Source organism: Algoriphagus sp. oki45 (genome assembly GCF_036245605.1).
GTDB lineage: Bacteria > Bacteroidota > Bacteroidia > Cytophagales > Cyclobacteriaceae > Algoriphagus.
On record NZ_BTPC01000003.1, the window covers coordinates 114,281 to 130,028 of the forward strand.

General features: G+C 42.6%; 9 protein-coding genes and 3 tRNA genes. 6 read left to right on the forward strand and 6 right to left on the reverse strand.

The window, feature by feature from the left end:
- Positions 1-57 precede the first annotated feature (57 nt).
- The 4 genes from AAA942_RS14520 to AAA942_RS14535 all read right to left on the reverse strand — a co-directional run bounded on the left by AAA942_RS14520 (position 58) and on the right by AAA942_RS14535 (position 3,162).
- Positions 58-129: transfer RNA gene (locus AAA942_RS14520), tRNA-Thr, on the reverse strand.
- Between the two features lie 30 nt (positions 130-159).
- Positions 160-232 (reverse strand) — tRNA-Gly (locus AAA942_RS14525).
- A 69-nt stretch (positions 233-301) separates the two neighbouring features.
- A tRNA-Tyr gene (locus AAA942_RS14530) sits at positions 302-384 on the reverse strand.
- Positions 385-531: 147 nt separating this feature from the next.
- Positions 532-3,162 (reverse strand): M1 family metallopeptidase, encoded by a 2,631-nt coding sequence (locus tag AAA942_RS14535; RefSeq protein WP_338221009.1) that lies wholly within the window; start codon positions 3,160-3,162, stop codon positions 532-534.
- Positions 3,163-3,224: 62 nt separating this feature from the next.
- On the opposite strand from AAA942_RS14535, the gene AAA942_RS14540 reads away from it, so the two are divergent.
- Positions 3,225-3,719 (forward strand): acetyl-CoA carboxylase biotin carboxyl carrier protein subunit, encoded by a 495-nt coding sequence (locus AAA942_RS14540; RefSeq protein WP_338221010.1) that lies wholly within the window; start codon positions 3,225-3,227, stop codon positions 3,717-3,719.
- Positions 3,720-3,723: 4 nt separating this feature from the next.
- On the opposite strand, the gene AAA942_RS14545 is transcribed toward AAA942_RS14540, so the two are convergent.
- Complete coding sequence (locus tag AAA942_RS14545) at positions 3,724-3,915, reverse strand: hypothetical protein (RefSeq protein WP_338221011.1); 192 nt, start codon at positions 3,913-3,915, stop codon at positions 3,724-3,726.
- 223 nt (positions 3,916-4,138) lie between these two features.
- On the opposite strand from AAA942_RS14545, the gene pyrH reads away from it, so the two are divergent.
- The 3 genes from pyrH to AAA942_RS14560 all read left to right on the forward strand — a co-directional run bounded on the left by pyrH (position 4,139) and on the right by AAA942_RS14560 (position 7,946).
- Complete coding sequence (pyrH, locus tag AAA942_RS14550) at positions 4,139-4,846, forward strand: UMP kinase (RefSeq protein WP_338221012.1); 708 nt, start codon at positions 4,139-4,141, stop codon at positions 4,844-4,846.
- A 14-nt stretch (positions 4,847-4,860) separates the two neighbouring features.
- Positions 4,861-5,421 (forward strand): ribosome recycling factor, encoded by a 561-nt coding sequence (gene frr / locus AAA942_RS14555; RefSeq protein WP_338221013.1) that lies wholly within the window; start codon positions 4,861-4,863, stop codon positions 5,419-5,421.
- 308 nt (positions 5,422-5,729) lie between these two features.
- Positions 5,730-7,946, forward strand: coding sequence for a DUF5916 domain-containing protein (locus AAA942_RS14560; protein WP_338221014.1), 2,217 nt, complete (start codon positions 5,730-5,732; stop codon positions 7,944-7,946).
- Positions 7,947-7,996: 50 nt separating this feature from the next.
- On the opposite strand, the gene AAA942_RS14565 is transcribed toward AAA942_RS14560, so the two are convergent.
- Positions 7,997-10,660 (reverse strand): DUF5686 and carboxypeptidase regulatory-like domain-containing protein, encoded by a 2,664-nt coding sequence (locus AAA942_RS14565; RefSeq protein WP_338221015.1) that lies wholly within the window; start codon positions 10,658-10,660, stop codon positions 7,997-7,999.
- A 543-nt stretch (positions 10,661-11,203) separates the two neighbouring features.
- On the opposite strand from AAA942_RS14565, the gene AAA942_RS14570 reads away from it, so the two are divergent.
- On the forward strand, positions 11,204-14,197 hold the full coding sequence (locus AAA942_RS14570; protein WP_338221016.1) for a SusC/RagA family TonB-linked outer membrane protein: 2,994 nt from the start codon (positions 11,204-11,206) through the stop codon (positions 14,195-14,197).
- Between the two features lie 19 nt (positions 14,198-14,216).
- Positions 14,217-15,707 (forward strand): RagB/SusD family nutrient uptake outer membrane protein, encoded by a 1,491-nt coding sequence (locus AAA942_RS14575; RefSeq protein ID WP_338221017.1) that lies wholly within the window; start codon positions 14,217-14,219, stop codon positions 15,705-15,707.
- The last annotated feature ends 41 nt before the right edge of the window (positions 15,708-15,748 follow it).

Genomic DNA, 15,748 nt, shown 5'->3' on the forward strand with positions numbered 1-15,748 from the left:
GCGTGAAAATCCTCAGTTTAAGTTTAAAGATATGTTTAGATAATAATTTTCGTGTTGAGCCAACGACGGGATTTGAACCCGTGACCCCTTCCTTACCAAGGAAGTACTCTACCCCTGAGCTACGTCGGCTTTCACTTCTCAGTGCTTATAAAAGCACAGAGCGGGAGACGAGGCTCGAACCCGCGACCTGCAGCTTGGAAGGCTGCCGCTCTACCAACTGAGCTACTCCCGCTTGTTTCCGGCGCACCGGATTTTTTTGCCCTGCAAAACTAGAAAAAAATTTTGCAATTCAACAATTCTGTGGGGGAAACAGGATTCGAACCTGTGAAGACATAAGTCAACGGATTTACAGTCCGTCCCAGTTGGCCGCTTTGGTATTCCCCCAACTGCGTTAAAATTTCATGGCTATTTGAACCCTTATAACCTTAACGGATGGCAAAATTATAGCCTTTTGACAAAGTATCAAAGGGTGTATGATAAAAAAGGATTTTTTTTCAGCAGATATCTTTCAAGCCTTTCATTTTCAATCCATTAATTTTCATCTGAGAGTACCTGTAAAAAATAATCGTAATAATTCCTGAGCTGAGGATCCTGCTCCTTGCTAGCTATTTCTTTCAATTTGGCCACTACATCGGGTTGATCAGCAAAGCCCATTAGAGCTTGAAATGCTCCCATACGCAGATAATTTTGTGTAGATCTCCCCATCAAGTTGAATAAATACCCAATCGCTTCCTGAGCACCTTCCTCAGGCATTCGGATAAAATATTCCGAAAAATACCCGAGAAAATAATAAAGCCCTTCCTGAGTCAGTTGGGAACTTTTCTCGAAAAACCACTCTCCTTTGCCAGCAATACTTTGATCAATGTAGAATTCCGCCAAAGGGATGACCATCCTGAAGTTGTTCTCTGATTCAAAACGCTCAAAAAACTCAACTTCTTGGGAATCTTCCCCGGAAAGCACCAATCCTGTCAAGGCTGATCCTGCCACCAAATAAGAAGGTGCATTCACTTTTCTCTGAAAGAGCGGCTGATACTTGTCCACATCCCATGAAGCCAAAACTTCCAAAGCTCCTGCCTGAACTGAATTAACGGGATCATTCTCGGCGAGAGTAAATACGGCCTCTTCTATGCCGGGTATCTTTTCAGCCCATGAGGGATCCAACTGCAAAATCCCCAAGGCCTTTTCCCGAATAGCCCAGAAAGAGTCCTGTAAAGCCTTCGTAAGAATTGATTCCAATTCTACTTCTGACTTCCTTGCTATCAAGCTATCCAAAGCCTCGTACCTAGCCACCCCCAGCAAAGATTCCTCAAATTGTCTCTGATATTGAGATGCATTCATTTCCTGAGTTCTTCTGGCTAAAAGATTCTTCCCCTCGTCTATATATAGCTGAGTTAGCGGAGTCTCATTTCCCAAAGCAAACTGCTGAAACCCTTTGTTTACAAAAAACCTTCTGGACTTTCTTTCTTTTCCTTCGTACCAGCTTACTTCCAATGAAAACTGAAAAACAGGACTCTCCTCCAAACTCTGAACTTGATGCACCGATATCAAAATGTTTTCCGGAATGGAATAATCGATGTCAAAAATCAGCTCAGGATGACCTCTGTCCAGAAACCATTGGTTGAAAAACCAATTCAAATCCTTTCCACTAACCCGCTCAAAGGCCAGTCTCAAATCATGAACTTCCACGGATTGAAAAGCATGCCTCCTGAGGTATTCATTTAATCCGGCAAAAAATGCATCGTCCCCAAGGTATAGTCTAAGCATATGGAGAATTACTCCTCCTTTATTATATCTGTGTGCATCAAATAAATCCTCTTCATCTTCATATTGAAACTGGATTAGCCTATCCAGCTTTTCTTCAGACTCACTGAAATATCCTTCCATTTCGGCAATCAACTTCAGCGCCGCTTCATCCTTTCCATATTTGTACTCATTCCAGAGATACTCGCTGTAATTGGCAAAGGCCTCATTGAGTGTCAGGTTGGACCAGGACTCGGCAGTCACCAAGTCTCCAAACCACTGATGAAAAAGCTCATGAGCAATGATGTAATCCCAATCTGAGTCGATGGCCTCCCGCTCGTTCAGCAGAAGATTCTCCATGAAAATGGATGCCGTTGTGTTTTCCATCGCTCCTGATACAAAGTCCCTCACCACAATTTGATCGTATTTTTGCCAGGGAAAATGGTAGCCGAGCTTTTCCTCGAAGAAAGCAATCATCTCCGGGGTATGGGCAAATACTTTTTCTGCGCCTTTCTCGTAGCCTTTTTCTACATAATAGCCCAAGGGAAGATCCCCGTGCCTGTCCTCTACTTTTGCAAAATTTCCGATAGCCAAGGCTGCCAAATAAGGAGCATGAGGAAGGTCCATCTCCCAATAATCCTTTCTCATCCCCCCTTCCAAAGATTCCTGCCGGACTAATCTTCCATTACTAATAGTGACCAAAGAATCTTCTACTGTCAACTTGAAGAGTTGGGTAAAGCGCTCATTGGGGTGGTCAATGGTTGGAAACCACTTGCTGTTGTGCTCGGTCTCTCCCTGAGTCCAAATCATCCTGGGCTTGCCGGGAATGGTATCCAGAGGATCGATGAAATACAAGCCCTTGGTATCAGTAATGGCCTGGGAGCCCGCACCTGAATTTCTCTCGGGGAAGGCTTGGTAATTAATTTCCACGAGGAATGTGTCTACTGCACCGAATTCTTTTGTCAAATAAATAGTGAGCTCGCGCTCATTGTATCCATAATTCAGCTTTTGTCGATTTTCCCCATCCAACAAATAGACTGCGCCCATTTCGTAATCTTTGGCATCCAACTGAAGGTTTTTTTGAGAATAGAAAAAGGGTTTGATGGTCAAAATAGCCTTCCCAATGACCGACTGATTGGACCAGTCAAAGGACAAATCCAAATCCGTATGAAGGATATCAAAATCCCGCGTCGCTGAAGCTTTATAATTTTCCAGGACGTTTTCCTTTTGGCGCATCAAAAAGATTCGATCCAGACTATCCTGCTTTTTTTCCCTATCAGGATAAGCTGTGATTTGGGGCTCTGAAGAAGAACTAATCGGTTGCTCAGACTTACAGGCCGCTAAAAAAGTCAGACCCGAAACCAAGCATATTTTTAAACCACGCAGGAAATTTTCTTTGGGTAGGGAAATCAATTCTTTCATATTTGGGGAAAATCTATCGGAAAACGACGATAGGACATAAATTTTGATCCAAAATAGCAGGAATGTTTTCAGTAATTCTCCAAAATGACACGCAACAGGTAGAAAAAAACGAAGGTTTTTTTCAGGTCAACGGCCAAAAACTCGCTTGGGATATCCAATGGCTGGGCGAGGGAAAAATCCATTTGATCAAAGGAAATGAGTCCTTGGAGGCTGAATTGATCGATTGGGACAGGGAAACTCAATCCATGAGAATCCGACTGGGATACCAGACCGCCACTATCCAACTGAAAGACCGCTTTGACCTTTTGCTGGAAAAAATGGGGATGTCCGCTGCAGGCTCCGGTGCACTCAAAGACATCAAAGCTCCTATGCCTGGACTGATTCTAGACTTAAAAGTAAAACCGGGCGATGAAGTCAAAAAAGGAGATGTCGTTTTGATTTTGGAGGCGATGAAAATGGAAAATATTATCAAAGCTCCCGGTGATGGTGTGGTAAAAGAAGTGAAAGTGAATTTGAAACAAAGCGTAGAGAAAAATCAGGTTTTGATTCAATTCTAATACTTCACTTGATTCCAAAAAAACTCTTAATCATCTTAAGCTTCTGCAAAGGATTGGAGCGAATGATCAAGCGGTTTAGTCCAGGAAAAATCCGGTTGAAAAACACAGTAAACCGCTCCATTCCCCCAACCACAAATTCTTCTTTCCCTTTCTGAATTCCTTTTAAGATCAATTCAGCACAGCGCTCGGGTTCCATTCCCTTTTATTTTTCCAGAAATCCATGGACTTTTTGAGACATTGCCTTAGGATCAATTTATACCATTCTAAGCCAAATTTTATTTTCCTTCTAGCATTATGGACTGAAGAAATTATATTTGTCGGATTGTTAACTCTCCTTTGGGGGAACCCAATCAAATTTTGGTCAAATCAACCCAAAAGTCCTTTCAAAAAAGGTCAATTACAAAAACCAATACCAACCCATGAAATACAAAAGAATTCTTCTGAAGCTAAGTGGAGAGGCCCTGATGGGTGAGAAAAAATACGGAATCGATCCGGAGAGGCTTCAGCAGTATGCAGATGAAATCAAAAAAGTCAAAGAACTAGGCGTAGAAATAGCCATTGTGATCGGAGGAGGGAATATTTTCCGGGGCGTACAAGCCGAAAAATCGGGAATTGACCGGGTTCAGGGAGACTATATGGGCATGTTGGCCACACTTATCAATGCCATGGCATTGCAAAGTGCTTTGGAGCAAAACGGAATGTTTACCCGATTGATGTCCGGGATCAAGATCGAAAGTGTCTGTGAACCTTTTATCCGAAGAAGAGCTATCCGGCATTTGGAAAAAGGAAGAATTGTAATTTTCGGAGCGGGAATCGGAAATCCATACTTTACCACAGACTCCACTGCAGCGCTTCGGGCGATTGAGATCGAGTCAGATGTGGTTTTAAAAGGAACAAGAGTAGATGGAGTGTACACCGCAGACCCTGAAAAAGACCTTTCGGCTACCAAGTACCACAATATTACCTTTTCGGAAGTGTATGAGAAAAATCTCAGCGTAATGGACATGACTGCCTTTACTCTGTGTCATGAAAACAATCTTCCGATCATCGTATTTGACATGAACAAAGCAGGAAATCTAAGCAAGTTGGTTTTGGGTGAAGAAATCGGAACCCTTATCACCGCCTAAAAAACAAACATACCATGGAAGAAATCGAATTATTTCTGGATGAAGCTCAAGAACTGATGCAAAAAGCAGTGGATCACACTGCAGGAGAATTGGTAAAAATCAGAGCAGGTAAAGCAATGCCTAATCTTTTGGACGGAATTATGGTACAATATTATGGTGCCCCTACTCCGCTCAATCAGGTCTCCTCTGTCAATACTCCGGATGCCCGAACCTTGGCAATCAAACCTTTCGAAAGAAATCTTATCTCCGAAATTGAAAAAGCCATCATCAATTCCGACTTGGGCTTGGCACCTCAAAACAACGGCGAAATCATCATTCTTACCATTCCAGCTTTGACTGAGGAGCGACGAGTGCAACTGGTCAAAATGGCTAAGCAGGAATGTGAAACAGGCAAAATATCCATTCGCTCTGTAAGAAAAGAGATCAATGATTCCCTTAAAAAACTCCAAAAAGAAGGAGCCTCTGAGGACGAAGTAAAAAAAGCAGAAGAAAAAGTCCAAAAATTCACCGATCAGTACTCTACAAAAATAGATGAGCTTCTAGCCAAAAAAGAAGCTGACATCATGAAAGTCTAATCTCCCAAATCAAAATAAAGAGCCCGGTACAGCCGGGCTTTATTTTTTCAGCTCATTCTCAGCTCCGAAAAGCAAAAATGCTCCGCAAAACTCATTTCTTGATCAATCGACAATCCAGTAAAAAAAAAATCTCATTTTTTATTTTGAAGAAAAGTCAGGCCTAAGCCTTATGCGATAAGGCCAATTTGACAGAAAAATCACCTATCTGCCTGATTACAAATATTCCTACTGAATAACTGAAAGGAAGTACAAAAACCACTGATCAAAATCCCATTCCCGTCCTTTTGCACCTCGATTAATTTTACAGAATGGGAAGGAAATCTCTATTTATCCTAGGATTATGTTTTGTCTTTAATTACCTGACTGCCCAAGATATTCAATTCAAAAGAGTGAATACTCCTATTGAAATTGACGGAGTGATTGAAAAGGAATGGGCAATGGCAGATTCAGCTTTCAACTGGATGCAATATTTTCCATTTGACTCTTCTCTTGCTGTGAATCAATCTGTAGCCAAGGTCCTATTTGACGATAAAAACATCTACATTCTAGGAGTCCTCTATAGTGAGAAAAAGGAAAAGGAATACGTTACTCCTTCTCTTCGAAGAGATTTTAGAGGAGCTGCAAATGATAATTTTACGGTCATTTTCGACACCTTCCAGGACAGAACCAATGCTTTTACATTTGGAATAAATCCTTTCGGAGTACAAAGAGAAGGCTTAGTAGTCAATGGAGGCACCGGCGAAACCTCATTTAGTCTGGACTGGGACAATGTATGGAAGGGAGAAGCCAGACAATATGGAAATTATTGGGTCGCAGAAATGGCCATTCCTTTCAATACTCTCCGGTTTAATGAAGGGCAAACTGAATGGAATATTAATTTTTATCGGATAGACAGCGAAAGTGCAGAAAGGTCCACTTGGGCTCCAATCCCCAGAAATTTCACCCTGTTTAATCTTGCTTCTTTGAGAGTGGGAAGTTGGGAAGTACCTACCAAAACGGGGGGAAAAAACCTTTCAGTCATCCCTTATATTTCAGGAAACTCAAGCACTAATTTTGAATCCAATGGGGAAACCCAATCCGGATTCAGCGCCGGATTTGACGTCAAATACGGAATTACACCAGGTTTAAACTTAGATCTGACTGTAAATCCTGATTTTTCCCAAGTAGAGGTAGACCAACAGGTAACCAACCTAGATAGATTCGAAATTTTCTTCCCTGAGAGAAGACAGTTTTTTCTGGAAAATGCGGATTTATTCTCCAATTATGGGAATAGGAGCACTCGACCTTTTTTCAGCCGAAGAATAGGTGTTTCCAGAGATGAGAGTACTGGTCAAAATATCGAGTCAACCATTCCTTTTGGAGCTAGGGTCAGCGGAAAGGCTAATGACAATTTGCGAGTGGGCATTCTAAGTATGCAGGTAGCCGATGATCAGGCGGCAGGTTTACCTTCTTATAACTATTCCATGGTTTCGCTTCAGCAAAAGGTTTTTGCAAGGTCAAACGTTTCCGCATTTTTTGTCAATAAGCAAACCTTCCAAAGTTCAAAAGAGTATTCGGATAGCTTATATAATGCCTGGGATAGAACTTTTGGGGTAGATTATAATTTAGCTTCTGAGGATAATCGGATTACCGGAAAGTTTTTTTATCACCGAAATATCCAAGAGACACCAGTGGATAGTGCCTTTGCGGGAGGCATAGAATTACAATATAGTGTCCCTAAGTGGTCCTTGGATATGAGGGCGCAATCCGTTGGGGCAAACTATGCTCCCGAAGTTGGATTTGTTCGCAGAACAGATATTCAACAATTAGCTATGACTTACCGCCGGAGTATATTTCCCTCAAAAGGAGGAATTCAGCGCCATGGCCCTGGTTTAGATTTTGATATGGTGGGAAATGAAACTTATGGATTCTTGGACTGGGATGTGAATTTCCTTTACGATATCAATTGGAAGTCTTCGGCCCGCTTTTCCCTGCGATTAAGAAGACAGTACACCTACTTATTCAATGGTTTTGATCCAAGCGGAAGCGGAGGTCTGAGTTTACCGGCAAATACAGAATACAAAAACAATCTGATCATCGCTCGATACGAGTCGGACGAAAGAAAGAAAGTATCCTTTAATATAAGTACTCGATCAGGGGAGTACTTCAATGGTACGAGAATCAATTTGGAGGGAGGCATACAATGGAGGTATCAGCCATTAGGTTTTACAAGTATTGATTTTGCTTACAATCGAATCAGGCTTCCCAAACCCTACAACAGTTCTAATTTGTTTTTAATAGGACCAAGATTCGATTTCACGTTTAGTAAGGAACTGTTTTGGACCACCTTCGTCCAGTACAACAGTCAAATCGAAAATGTAAATATTAACTCGAGGCTACAATGGAGATTTGCTCCGGTATCGGATATATTCCTAGTCTATACCGACAACTATTTGGCAGAAATGAATCCTGATGGATTTATCGAGTTTGGAAGCTCCAAGTCGAGGGCAATTGTTTTCAAAATGACCTATTGGTTAAACTTGTAAGCATAAGACCAACGAAGCATTTTCAAAATTCTCCCAAAATCGGAAAAGCTTTAATCCTCAAAGCTAACATTGATAAAAGTGGCTATCCCAAACAAGGGACCTGCGCGGAGAAACTCCCCATTTTCAAACCCTACTCCTACCTCGACCCGGAAGATCCTGAATAGGTTGTCCAGAGAATAGCCTATTTCGGTGTAATGCGGGGAGTTTTCTGTTTTGAGGTAATTCACGAAAATATTTTCCCTTAGCCCGGAAAACCGAAGCATGGGGAGTTGGGTAAAGAGAAATTTCCGAAACTGATAGTGTGCGATGCCTGCCACATAAGAGGATGCAGTGCTGTATCGGTAATAATCCATCAGGCGATAATTGCTTGCCGGACCGAAATTGGAAAAGATGGTTCGGTTACCTCCAAAATGCTTGAAATCCGCAAAATACACCCGGTTGTTATTAAGGAAGGTTCCGGCTGTGACATTGAAATCCAACTTCCCGCTGACCCCGAAGGAAAAATCATGCTCAATCCCCATTTCGATTTGGTCAAAATCAGCGGCATTTCCTCCCCCGGCCAGTTGAGGAATAGCTTTTTGGTAAGAAAAGGTAAGCAGCGGTGAGCGCTCATAATTCGGCAACTTTCTCCCGTTTCTTATGGTATAGGTCAGGCCGGGCCTCCATTCCGCTGAAGCACTGAACCGGGCTACCCGATGAGTTCCAAAATCTCCCTCGATTGCTTCCACATTTTCAGGTCGATTGGAAGTGTATTCTCTTTCGGGCTTGTTGTAAAAGCTGTAATCACTCATATTGAAAAGTTCTCTTCGCTCTGCCCAAAGGAAATTGGCCCGATAGGTAAAACCATAATTGACCCGATGAGCCCAATAGACCCGGGCAAAGTCTTGCTCATAAAGCTTCATGTAATTTCTCCTCACCAAAAGTGAATAAAAGGCATTGACCTGCTCATTGATGGGTTCGGAAGTATTGAACTGATAGATAAATCGTCCTCCCTCCAGACCCCAAGTCTGTCCAGAAGTGGGTTGAGTATGGGACCAGCGGAAATTTACTTTTCCATAAAACCGCCGACTGGAAAAGCCATACCTCAATTCCGGCTCGATATTGAAGCTCTTACGGATTCGATTGACGCTATCTGCCAGTTTGATTTCGCTGTACTTTCGATAATACATACCCAATCCCACCTTCCAACCTTCGACGGTGTTAAAGGAAAACTTGGTCCAGTTTTGCCTAAAGCCCAGAGAAACTCCCTTTCCAAAGCTATAATTTGAACCATTCAGAAAATCAAGAGGCTTGTATTTCGATCGGGCCTTTTTGGCTATGGAGTCCACTTCACTGACTTTGGCAGCCTCTACCGTGGCCAGGCTGTCATCTCTTTTGTAGCCTTCCACTTCCTTTATCGTGAGTGGAACCGGCCGAATGCTATCCCAATACGCCAAGTCTCTTTTTCTCGCCAAAGAATCTACGGAATAATTCCGCTCCGAGACCACGGGGTCTTGTTTCTCCTCCGCTTCCTCTTTGAGCATTTCTTTTTCATACTGATTGATCAGCTTGCGGTATTCTTTCCGTGTCTTCGGCTCTTCGGTAGCCAATTGCTCCAAGGCAGATTGGGTCTTGTTGACCTTCAGGGCATCTGCGGGGATTTCCTGGACTTTTTCATCAATGATTTCGGGTACTGCAGCCAAATCAGGATTGAGTTTGATCTGATATTCCCGGGTAGAAGCCAGATAGTTGAATTCCCCGGCAAATCCGAAGATCTTACCGCCAAAGGAATAGGTATGAGTGAGGGGCATCCAGACATTATCCGCGACAGGTGCATATTGCTGCTTGGCCGTGATCTCAAAACCAAGGAGTGAGGTTTTCAAATCCAGGCTGAAAATTGCCCACAAGTCTTCTATTATATAAATATATCCCTCGAAGACCTGCTCTCCCCTTGATCGTGGGGTCACCCGGATTTTGCTGACCATGACTCCCTGATCAAAAAAGCTCCCCTCGTAGCGAAACTGATAATATTGAAAAGCATATCGGGAGAGTGGGGACACTATCCCGTTGATCTGATCCTGATAGAAAGAAGTCTGGATATAGGGAGCAGGAGAGGTTCCTTGGTTATCCCCATTGGTACGGATGGAAATGACTTTCTCCTCGACTTTATCCGGAAGCGCAAAAGAGATCCGGGATACCGACTCAGAGGTGTAGGCTTCATTCAGTTTCATGCCCTCTTCTTCCAGTTTTTTCCTCAGGAAAAAAGGAGCATCTGTCAGCTGACCGGTTCCTTTCAGGTAGACGGTCATGGAATACTCCTGAAGCTGAAGTCTGTGATATTTTGCTTTGGCAATTGCTTTCCTCATAATGGTCAGGGCAGGGTCTTCAGCCCCTGCTTGTACCTCCACTGTTTGGAGAGCAATTACCTGCTCCTCCAATACCACATCCAAATCAACCCACTGATCCTTGACTTCCACGGTGATGAGTTGGGACTTGTAGCCTAAAAACTGGATTAGAACATCGTAAAATCCAGGCTGAAGTCTATATTCATAGCGCCCGTTTTCATTGGTAGGCACCCCATCCTCGAGATTTCGGATAAAAACTGAAGCAAAAGGTAAAGGCTCCTGATTTTTATTGGTTATCAATCCCCGAATTCCTTGAGAGAAAAGAGGGGGGAGAGAAAGCAGAAAAAGCAAGGAAAAGCAGAGCAGAAAAGCCCGAGAAGAAAGAGTCATGAACAAAATGAAATGTTTTACTCTATAAAGATGCAAATTGATACGGGGAGGTTGTTTCAGAGTTTGATTTTCTAATAGAAATTAACATATCTAGGCTAAGAGTTCGGAACACTCTTTAATATACCTATTTCCCGAGCAAGCCTTACTGAAATACCTCTAATCGACAATTGGATGGAAATCAACTAAACGAATTCATTCTTTTATTTTAACAAGGAAGCCCTCTTACTTCTTTAAAAATTTTAAAAATGTCCCTGACGTGCTGGAAAAGGGCTTTCTGCAAAATGAATAAATTTTAAAATAATTAATAAAAAGTGATTTTTTTGATAGTGCTTAAAAGGAAAACGTTTTCCATTAAATATTTATCAACAAAGATTAATTTTTGTTAAGTAATTGTTAAAATTAGGAATATTCCATTACAGATGGGGTTTTCTGTTACAGGATTTGGCAAATGTTAACAATTGCAAAATTAAAATTATTGCTTCACCTTAGAATTGAAATTAAGTACTCATACCTATTTCGCTTTTTCAAAAAACAAAAAACCCTATGAGAAATTATTTACCAAAACTCAAGTCGTTGCTGCTTGCGATGGTGCTGACAATAAGCTCTATCGCATTCGCCAACGCCCAAAGCCGCACACTGACCGGTACTGTGTTGGATGCGTCCTTTGGAGACCCTGTTCCGGGTGCTACTGTCCTGATCAAGGGCACCACTCGAGGAACTGCCACCGATTTGGACGGGAAGTTTAGCCTTCCTCTTCAGGCCGGAGATCAAATTCTTGTCGTTTCCTTTGTGGGCTACTTGACCCAAGAAATCGAAATCGGCAACCAATCTTCTATCACCATTAATCTGGAGGAAGACATTCAAAGCCTTCAGGAAGCAGTGGTAATTGGTTATGGTAGCCAAGACAAGAAAGAAATCACTTCTGCTGTAGTAGGTGTAAAACCCGAAGACTTCAACCGAGGTAATGTGACTAACCCTGCTCAGCTTTTGCAAGGTAAAGTAGCGGGTCTGTCTATCACCCGTCCGGGGGGTAACCCAAATAACGGCTTCAATGTACGTTTGAGAGGTCTTTCTACTTTCGGTGCAAACTCCTCTCCCCTCATCGTATTGGATGGAGTCATTGGCGCTTCTTTGGAAAACGTTGACCCGAATGATATTCAGTCCATCGATGTATTGAAGGATGGTTCTGCTGCGGCAATCTATGGTGCAAGAGGTTCTTCCGGTGTAATTTTGATTACCACTACCCGTCAGGGAAAGAAAGACGGAACAACCAATGTAAACATCAATTCTTTTGCGACGCTTGACCAAGCGACCAACTTGATTCCGATCCTTTCTCCTGAAGAGTTTGTGGCCAGAGGTGGAACTGACTTCGGCAGCAGAACTGACTGGAGAGACGAATTGATTGATGATGCTTTGTCATTTACTACCAATGCCAGTGTATCCGGAAGCTTCAACAATACCAGCTACATGGCTTCTGTTAACTATCGAGACAACAACGGTATTGTAAATGGAGTAGGAAATGAAAGATTGAATACCCGTTTGAATCTTTCTCAGGGTGCCCTTAACAACCGATTGAGATTGAATGTGAATCTTTCATTTACGAACGAAGATAGAGAAAGCATTAATGACGCGGCATTCCGATATGCTACGATCTACAACCCAACCGCTCCAATTTTCGAGGATACGGAAGATGCACTTAACAGATTCGGAGGTTATTTCCAAAGAGATTTGTTTGATTTCTTCAACCCAGTTGCTTTGGCTAACCAGCAGAAGTTTATAAGAGAGACTAAAACTTCCCTAGTTTCATACAGAGCAGAGTTTGATATCTTAGACAACTTGACGATATCTGCTCAGTATTCTCAGGATAGAAGGAATGAATTGGACGGTAACTTTTGGTCTCTTCAGGATTATCAAGTTGGATTAGGTGCAGTTGGATCTGCAGAGAGGGCTACTTTCGATCGTTCTCAGCGAATCTTTGAATCCACACTCCGTTACGAGACTGATCTTTCTGATAAATTAAATATGACCCTTTTGGGTGGTGTGGGAACTCAGTTTACTAGCAACGAAGGATTTAGAGCTAGAACAAGGCAATTCCTTTTTGATACTGGTTGGAACAACTTAGGTGCCGGTGCTATCCGTTTCGGTAACAATACCAACGTGTCCTCATTCGCCAATGAGGATCAATTGAACTCTGTTTTTGGTAGAGCCAACTTCAATTGGGATAACATGTTCTTCGTATCTGCATCAGTGAGAGCAGAGACCTATTCTGGATTCGGTGCAAACAACCAAACCGGTTATTTCCCAGCATTCTCAGTAGGTTCTGACTTTACTCAAATTTTCGACATGGGTGTTTTCAGCCAATTCAAACCAAGAGTATCTTACGGTGTAACCGGTAACTTGCCTCCATCACCAACCTTGGCTTTGGGAGTATTCGGAAACGGAAACCGAATCGACTTGGATGGAGATCCATTGACAGAGAGTGATATTTTTGTAGGCCTTAATCAGTTCGCAAACCCTAACAGAGATTTGAAATGGGAAACCAAGAAAGAATTTAACGTAGGGGTTGACTTCGGTATTTGGAATGGAAAAGTGACCGGTAGCGTGGACTACTACACCAGAAATATTTCTGACCTTCTTTTCAATGTCCCTGTGGCGGCAGGTGCTCCTAACCCATTTGACCCAGGAAGATTCAACACCGCAGGTTCTACTTGGGTAAACTTGGCTGACCTGAGAGCTGCTGGTTTTGAATTCGTAACCACAGTAAATCAAGTAGGTAAAGGTATGCTAAAGTGGACCCCAACTTTTAACTTTACCATTTATGACAAGACTACTATCGAAAGTTTGTCAAACGGAGAGCTAGGATTCGAAGAATTAAGATTTGCAACTCCTGGTTCTCCAGGACAGAACAACAATCCAATCATTTACAACAGAGTTGGTCAAAACTTAGGTGATATCTACGGACCAACCGTCATCGGTTTCACTGAGGCAGGTGAGTATATTTTGAATACTACCGATCCAAACGAATGGACAAGAGTCGGAAATGGTCTCCCTAAAGGTGAATTTGGCTTTGCCAACTCATTTAGCTACGGCGCTTGGTCTTTGAATGTATTCTTAAGAGGCGCTTGGGGTCATGATTTGTACAACTCTTACAGAGGTTTCTATGAAAATGCAGATACTCCTTCCAATACTTGGAACTCTGTAATTACAGACAAAACCCCAACCAATCCATTGGTAACTTCGTCTCCTACTATGAATAACACTGTGGTGGAAGATGCTTCTTTCATCCGACTGGACAACATGGAATTAGGATACAATATCCCAACAAAATCAGCTAATCTGAGTTCTTTGAGAGTGTATTTTGCTGCTCAGAACCTGTTCACTATCACAGGTTACACGGGTATCGACCCGGAAGTGAGAACCAATGATGCTGAAAACAATGATCCATTTACCTCAGCACTTTCTCCGGGTATTGAGCGTAGAAATACCTATTTCCAGACTCGTTCATTCACTTTGGGTGTAACTGTAAACTTTAAATAACCAATCAAATTCTACAGATATGTTTAAATCAGTAAAAAAAATCTGTTTAGTGCTCCCGGTGGTATTTGCCATGGGTGCATGTCAGGAATTGGAGCAGGAGGTTTTGGATGGCGTGACGGCGGATGATATTGCAAACAGTACCAATCCGAATTTGATTGACGTCCTCAAAGCTTCCGCGTACTCCAGAATCGTAGGTTCATGGGGAGGCCACAATAGTATTTGGTCTATCAATGAAGTAGCTTCCGACGAACTAGCAATCCCTCAAAAAGGGGCTGACTGGGAAGATGGTGGTCAGTGGCTGAGAATGCACAGACACTTGTGGAATCCATCCGAAGAATCTTTCAATAACTCTTGGGCTTATTGCTACAGTGCAATTGGGGAAATCAACAACTTGATTATTGCCTATCCGGATGTAACTGCCCTTACTAGTGAATTGAAAGTTCTTAGAGCCTTGATTTACATGTGGTTGATCGATTCATTCGGTAATGTACCCATCATTGATGAGAACTCTACAGGAGGTAATCCTTCCAACAGCTCCAGAGCAGAAGTATTCTCATTTATTGAATCTTCTATCCTGGATAACATCGATGCACTACCAGAGGAAGGTTCTAAGTATTACATCAACTATTTCACAGCTAAGGCCATGTTGGCAAGATTGTACATCAATGCTGAAATCTACACCGGTACTCAAAGATGGGCTGATGCAGAAGCCGCAGCTGATGAAGTGATCAATAGCGGAAATTATTCTCTGACCAGTAACTTCTTTGCCAACTTTGGCGAAAGAAACAATGGATCAACAGAAAATATCCTTACCCTTCCTTATGACCAAAACAATGCAGGTGGCTTCAACCTAGCACAGATGACTTTGCACTATCTGAGCCAAAACACCTACAATTTGCAGGAACAGCCTTGGAACGGATATGCTTCTTTGGAGGAATTCTACAACAGCTTCGATGATAATGATGCTCGTAAAAACTCCTTCTTGGTAGGTCCTCAGTTCTCTTCTGATGGCAGCAGATTGTTGGATATCTCTGTGGAGCCAGGTGATCCGGATGGAGAGCCTTTGACTTTCACTCCAGAGATCAACATGCTTGCTCCTAATGCATTCAGACAAGCTGGTGTAAGAGTAGGTAAATTTGAGTTTGCTTCAGGAGCGGCTTCCAGCTTGAACAACGATTATCCTTTGTTCAGATTGGGTGAAATCATCCTAATCAAAGCCGAAGCTGCATTACGTCAAGGCAAAACTGCAGACGCCTTGGCAGCTGTAAATCAAATTAGAACCCGTGCCGGTATGCCAGCATATAGCAGCATCACATTAGACGAGCTATTTGATGAAATCGGACGTGAAATGTTTGCTGAGGCTAACAGAAGAACCGCACAGATCCGATTCGGAAAGTGGAGTCAGCCATGGTGGGAAAAAGATCAATCCGCTGCTTTCCGCGTGTTGTTCCCAATTCCTTTGAACCAAATCAACGCTAACCCTAACCTGACGCAAAATCCAGGTTACTAATAGCGCAGATTGCTAAATTTGAAAAGAAGTGTGCTTCGGTA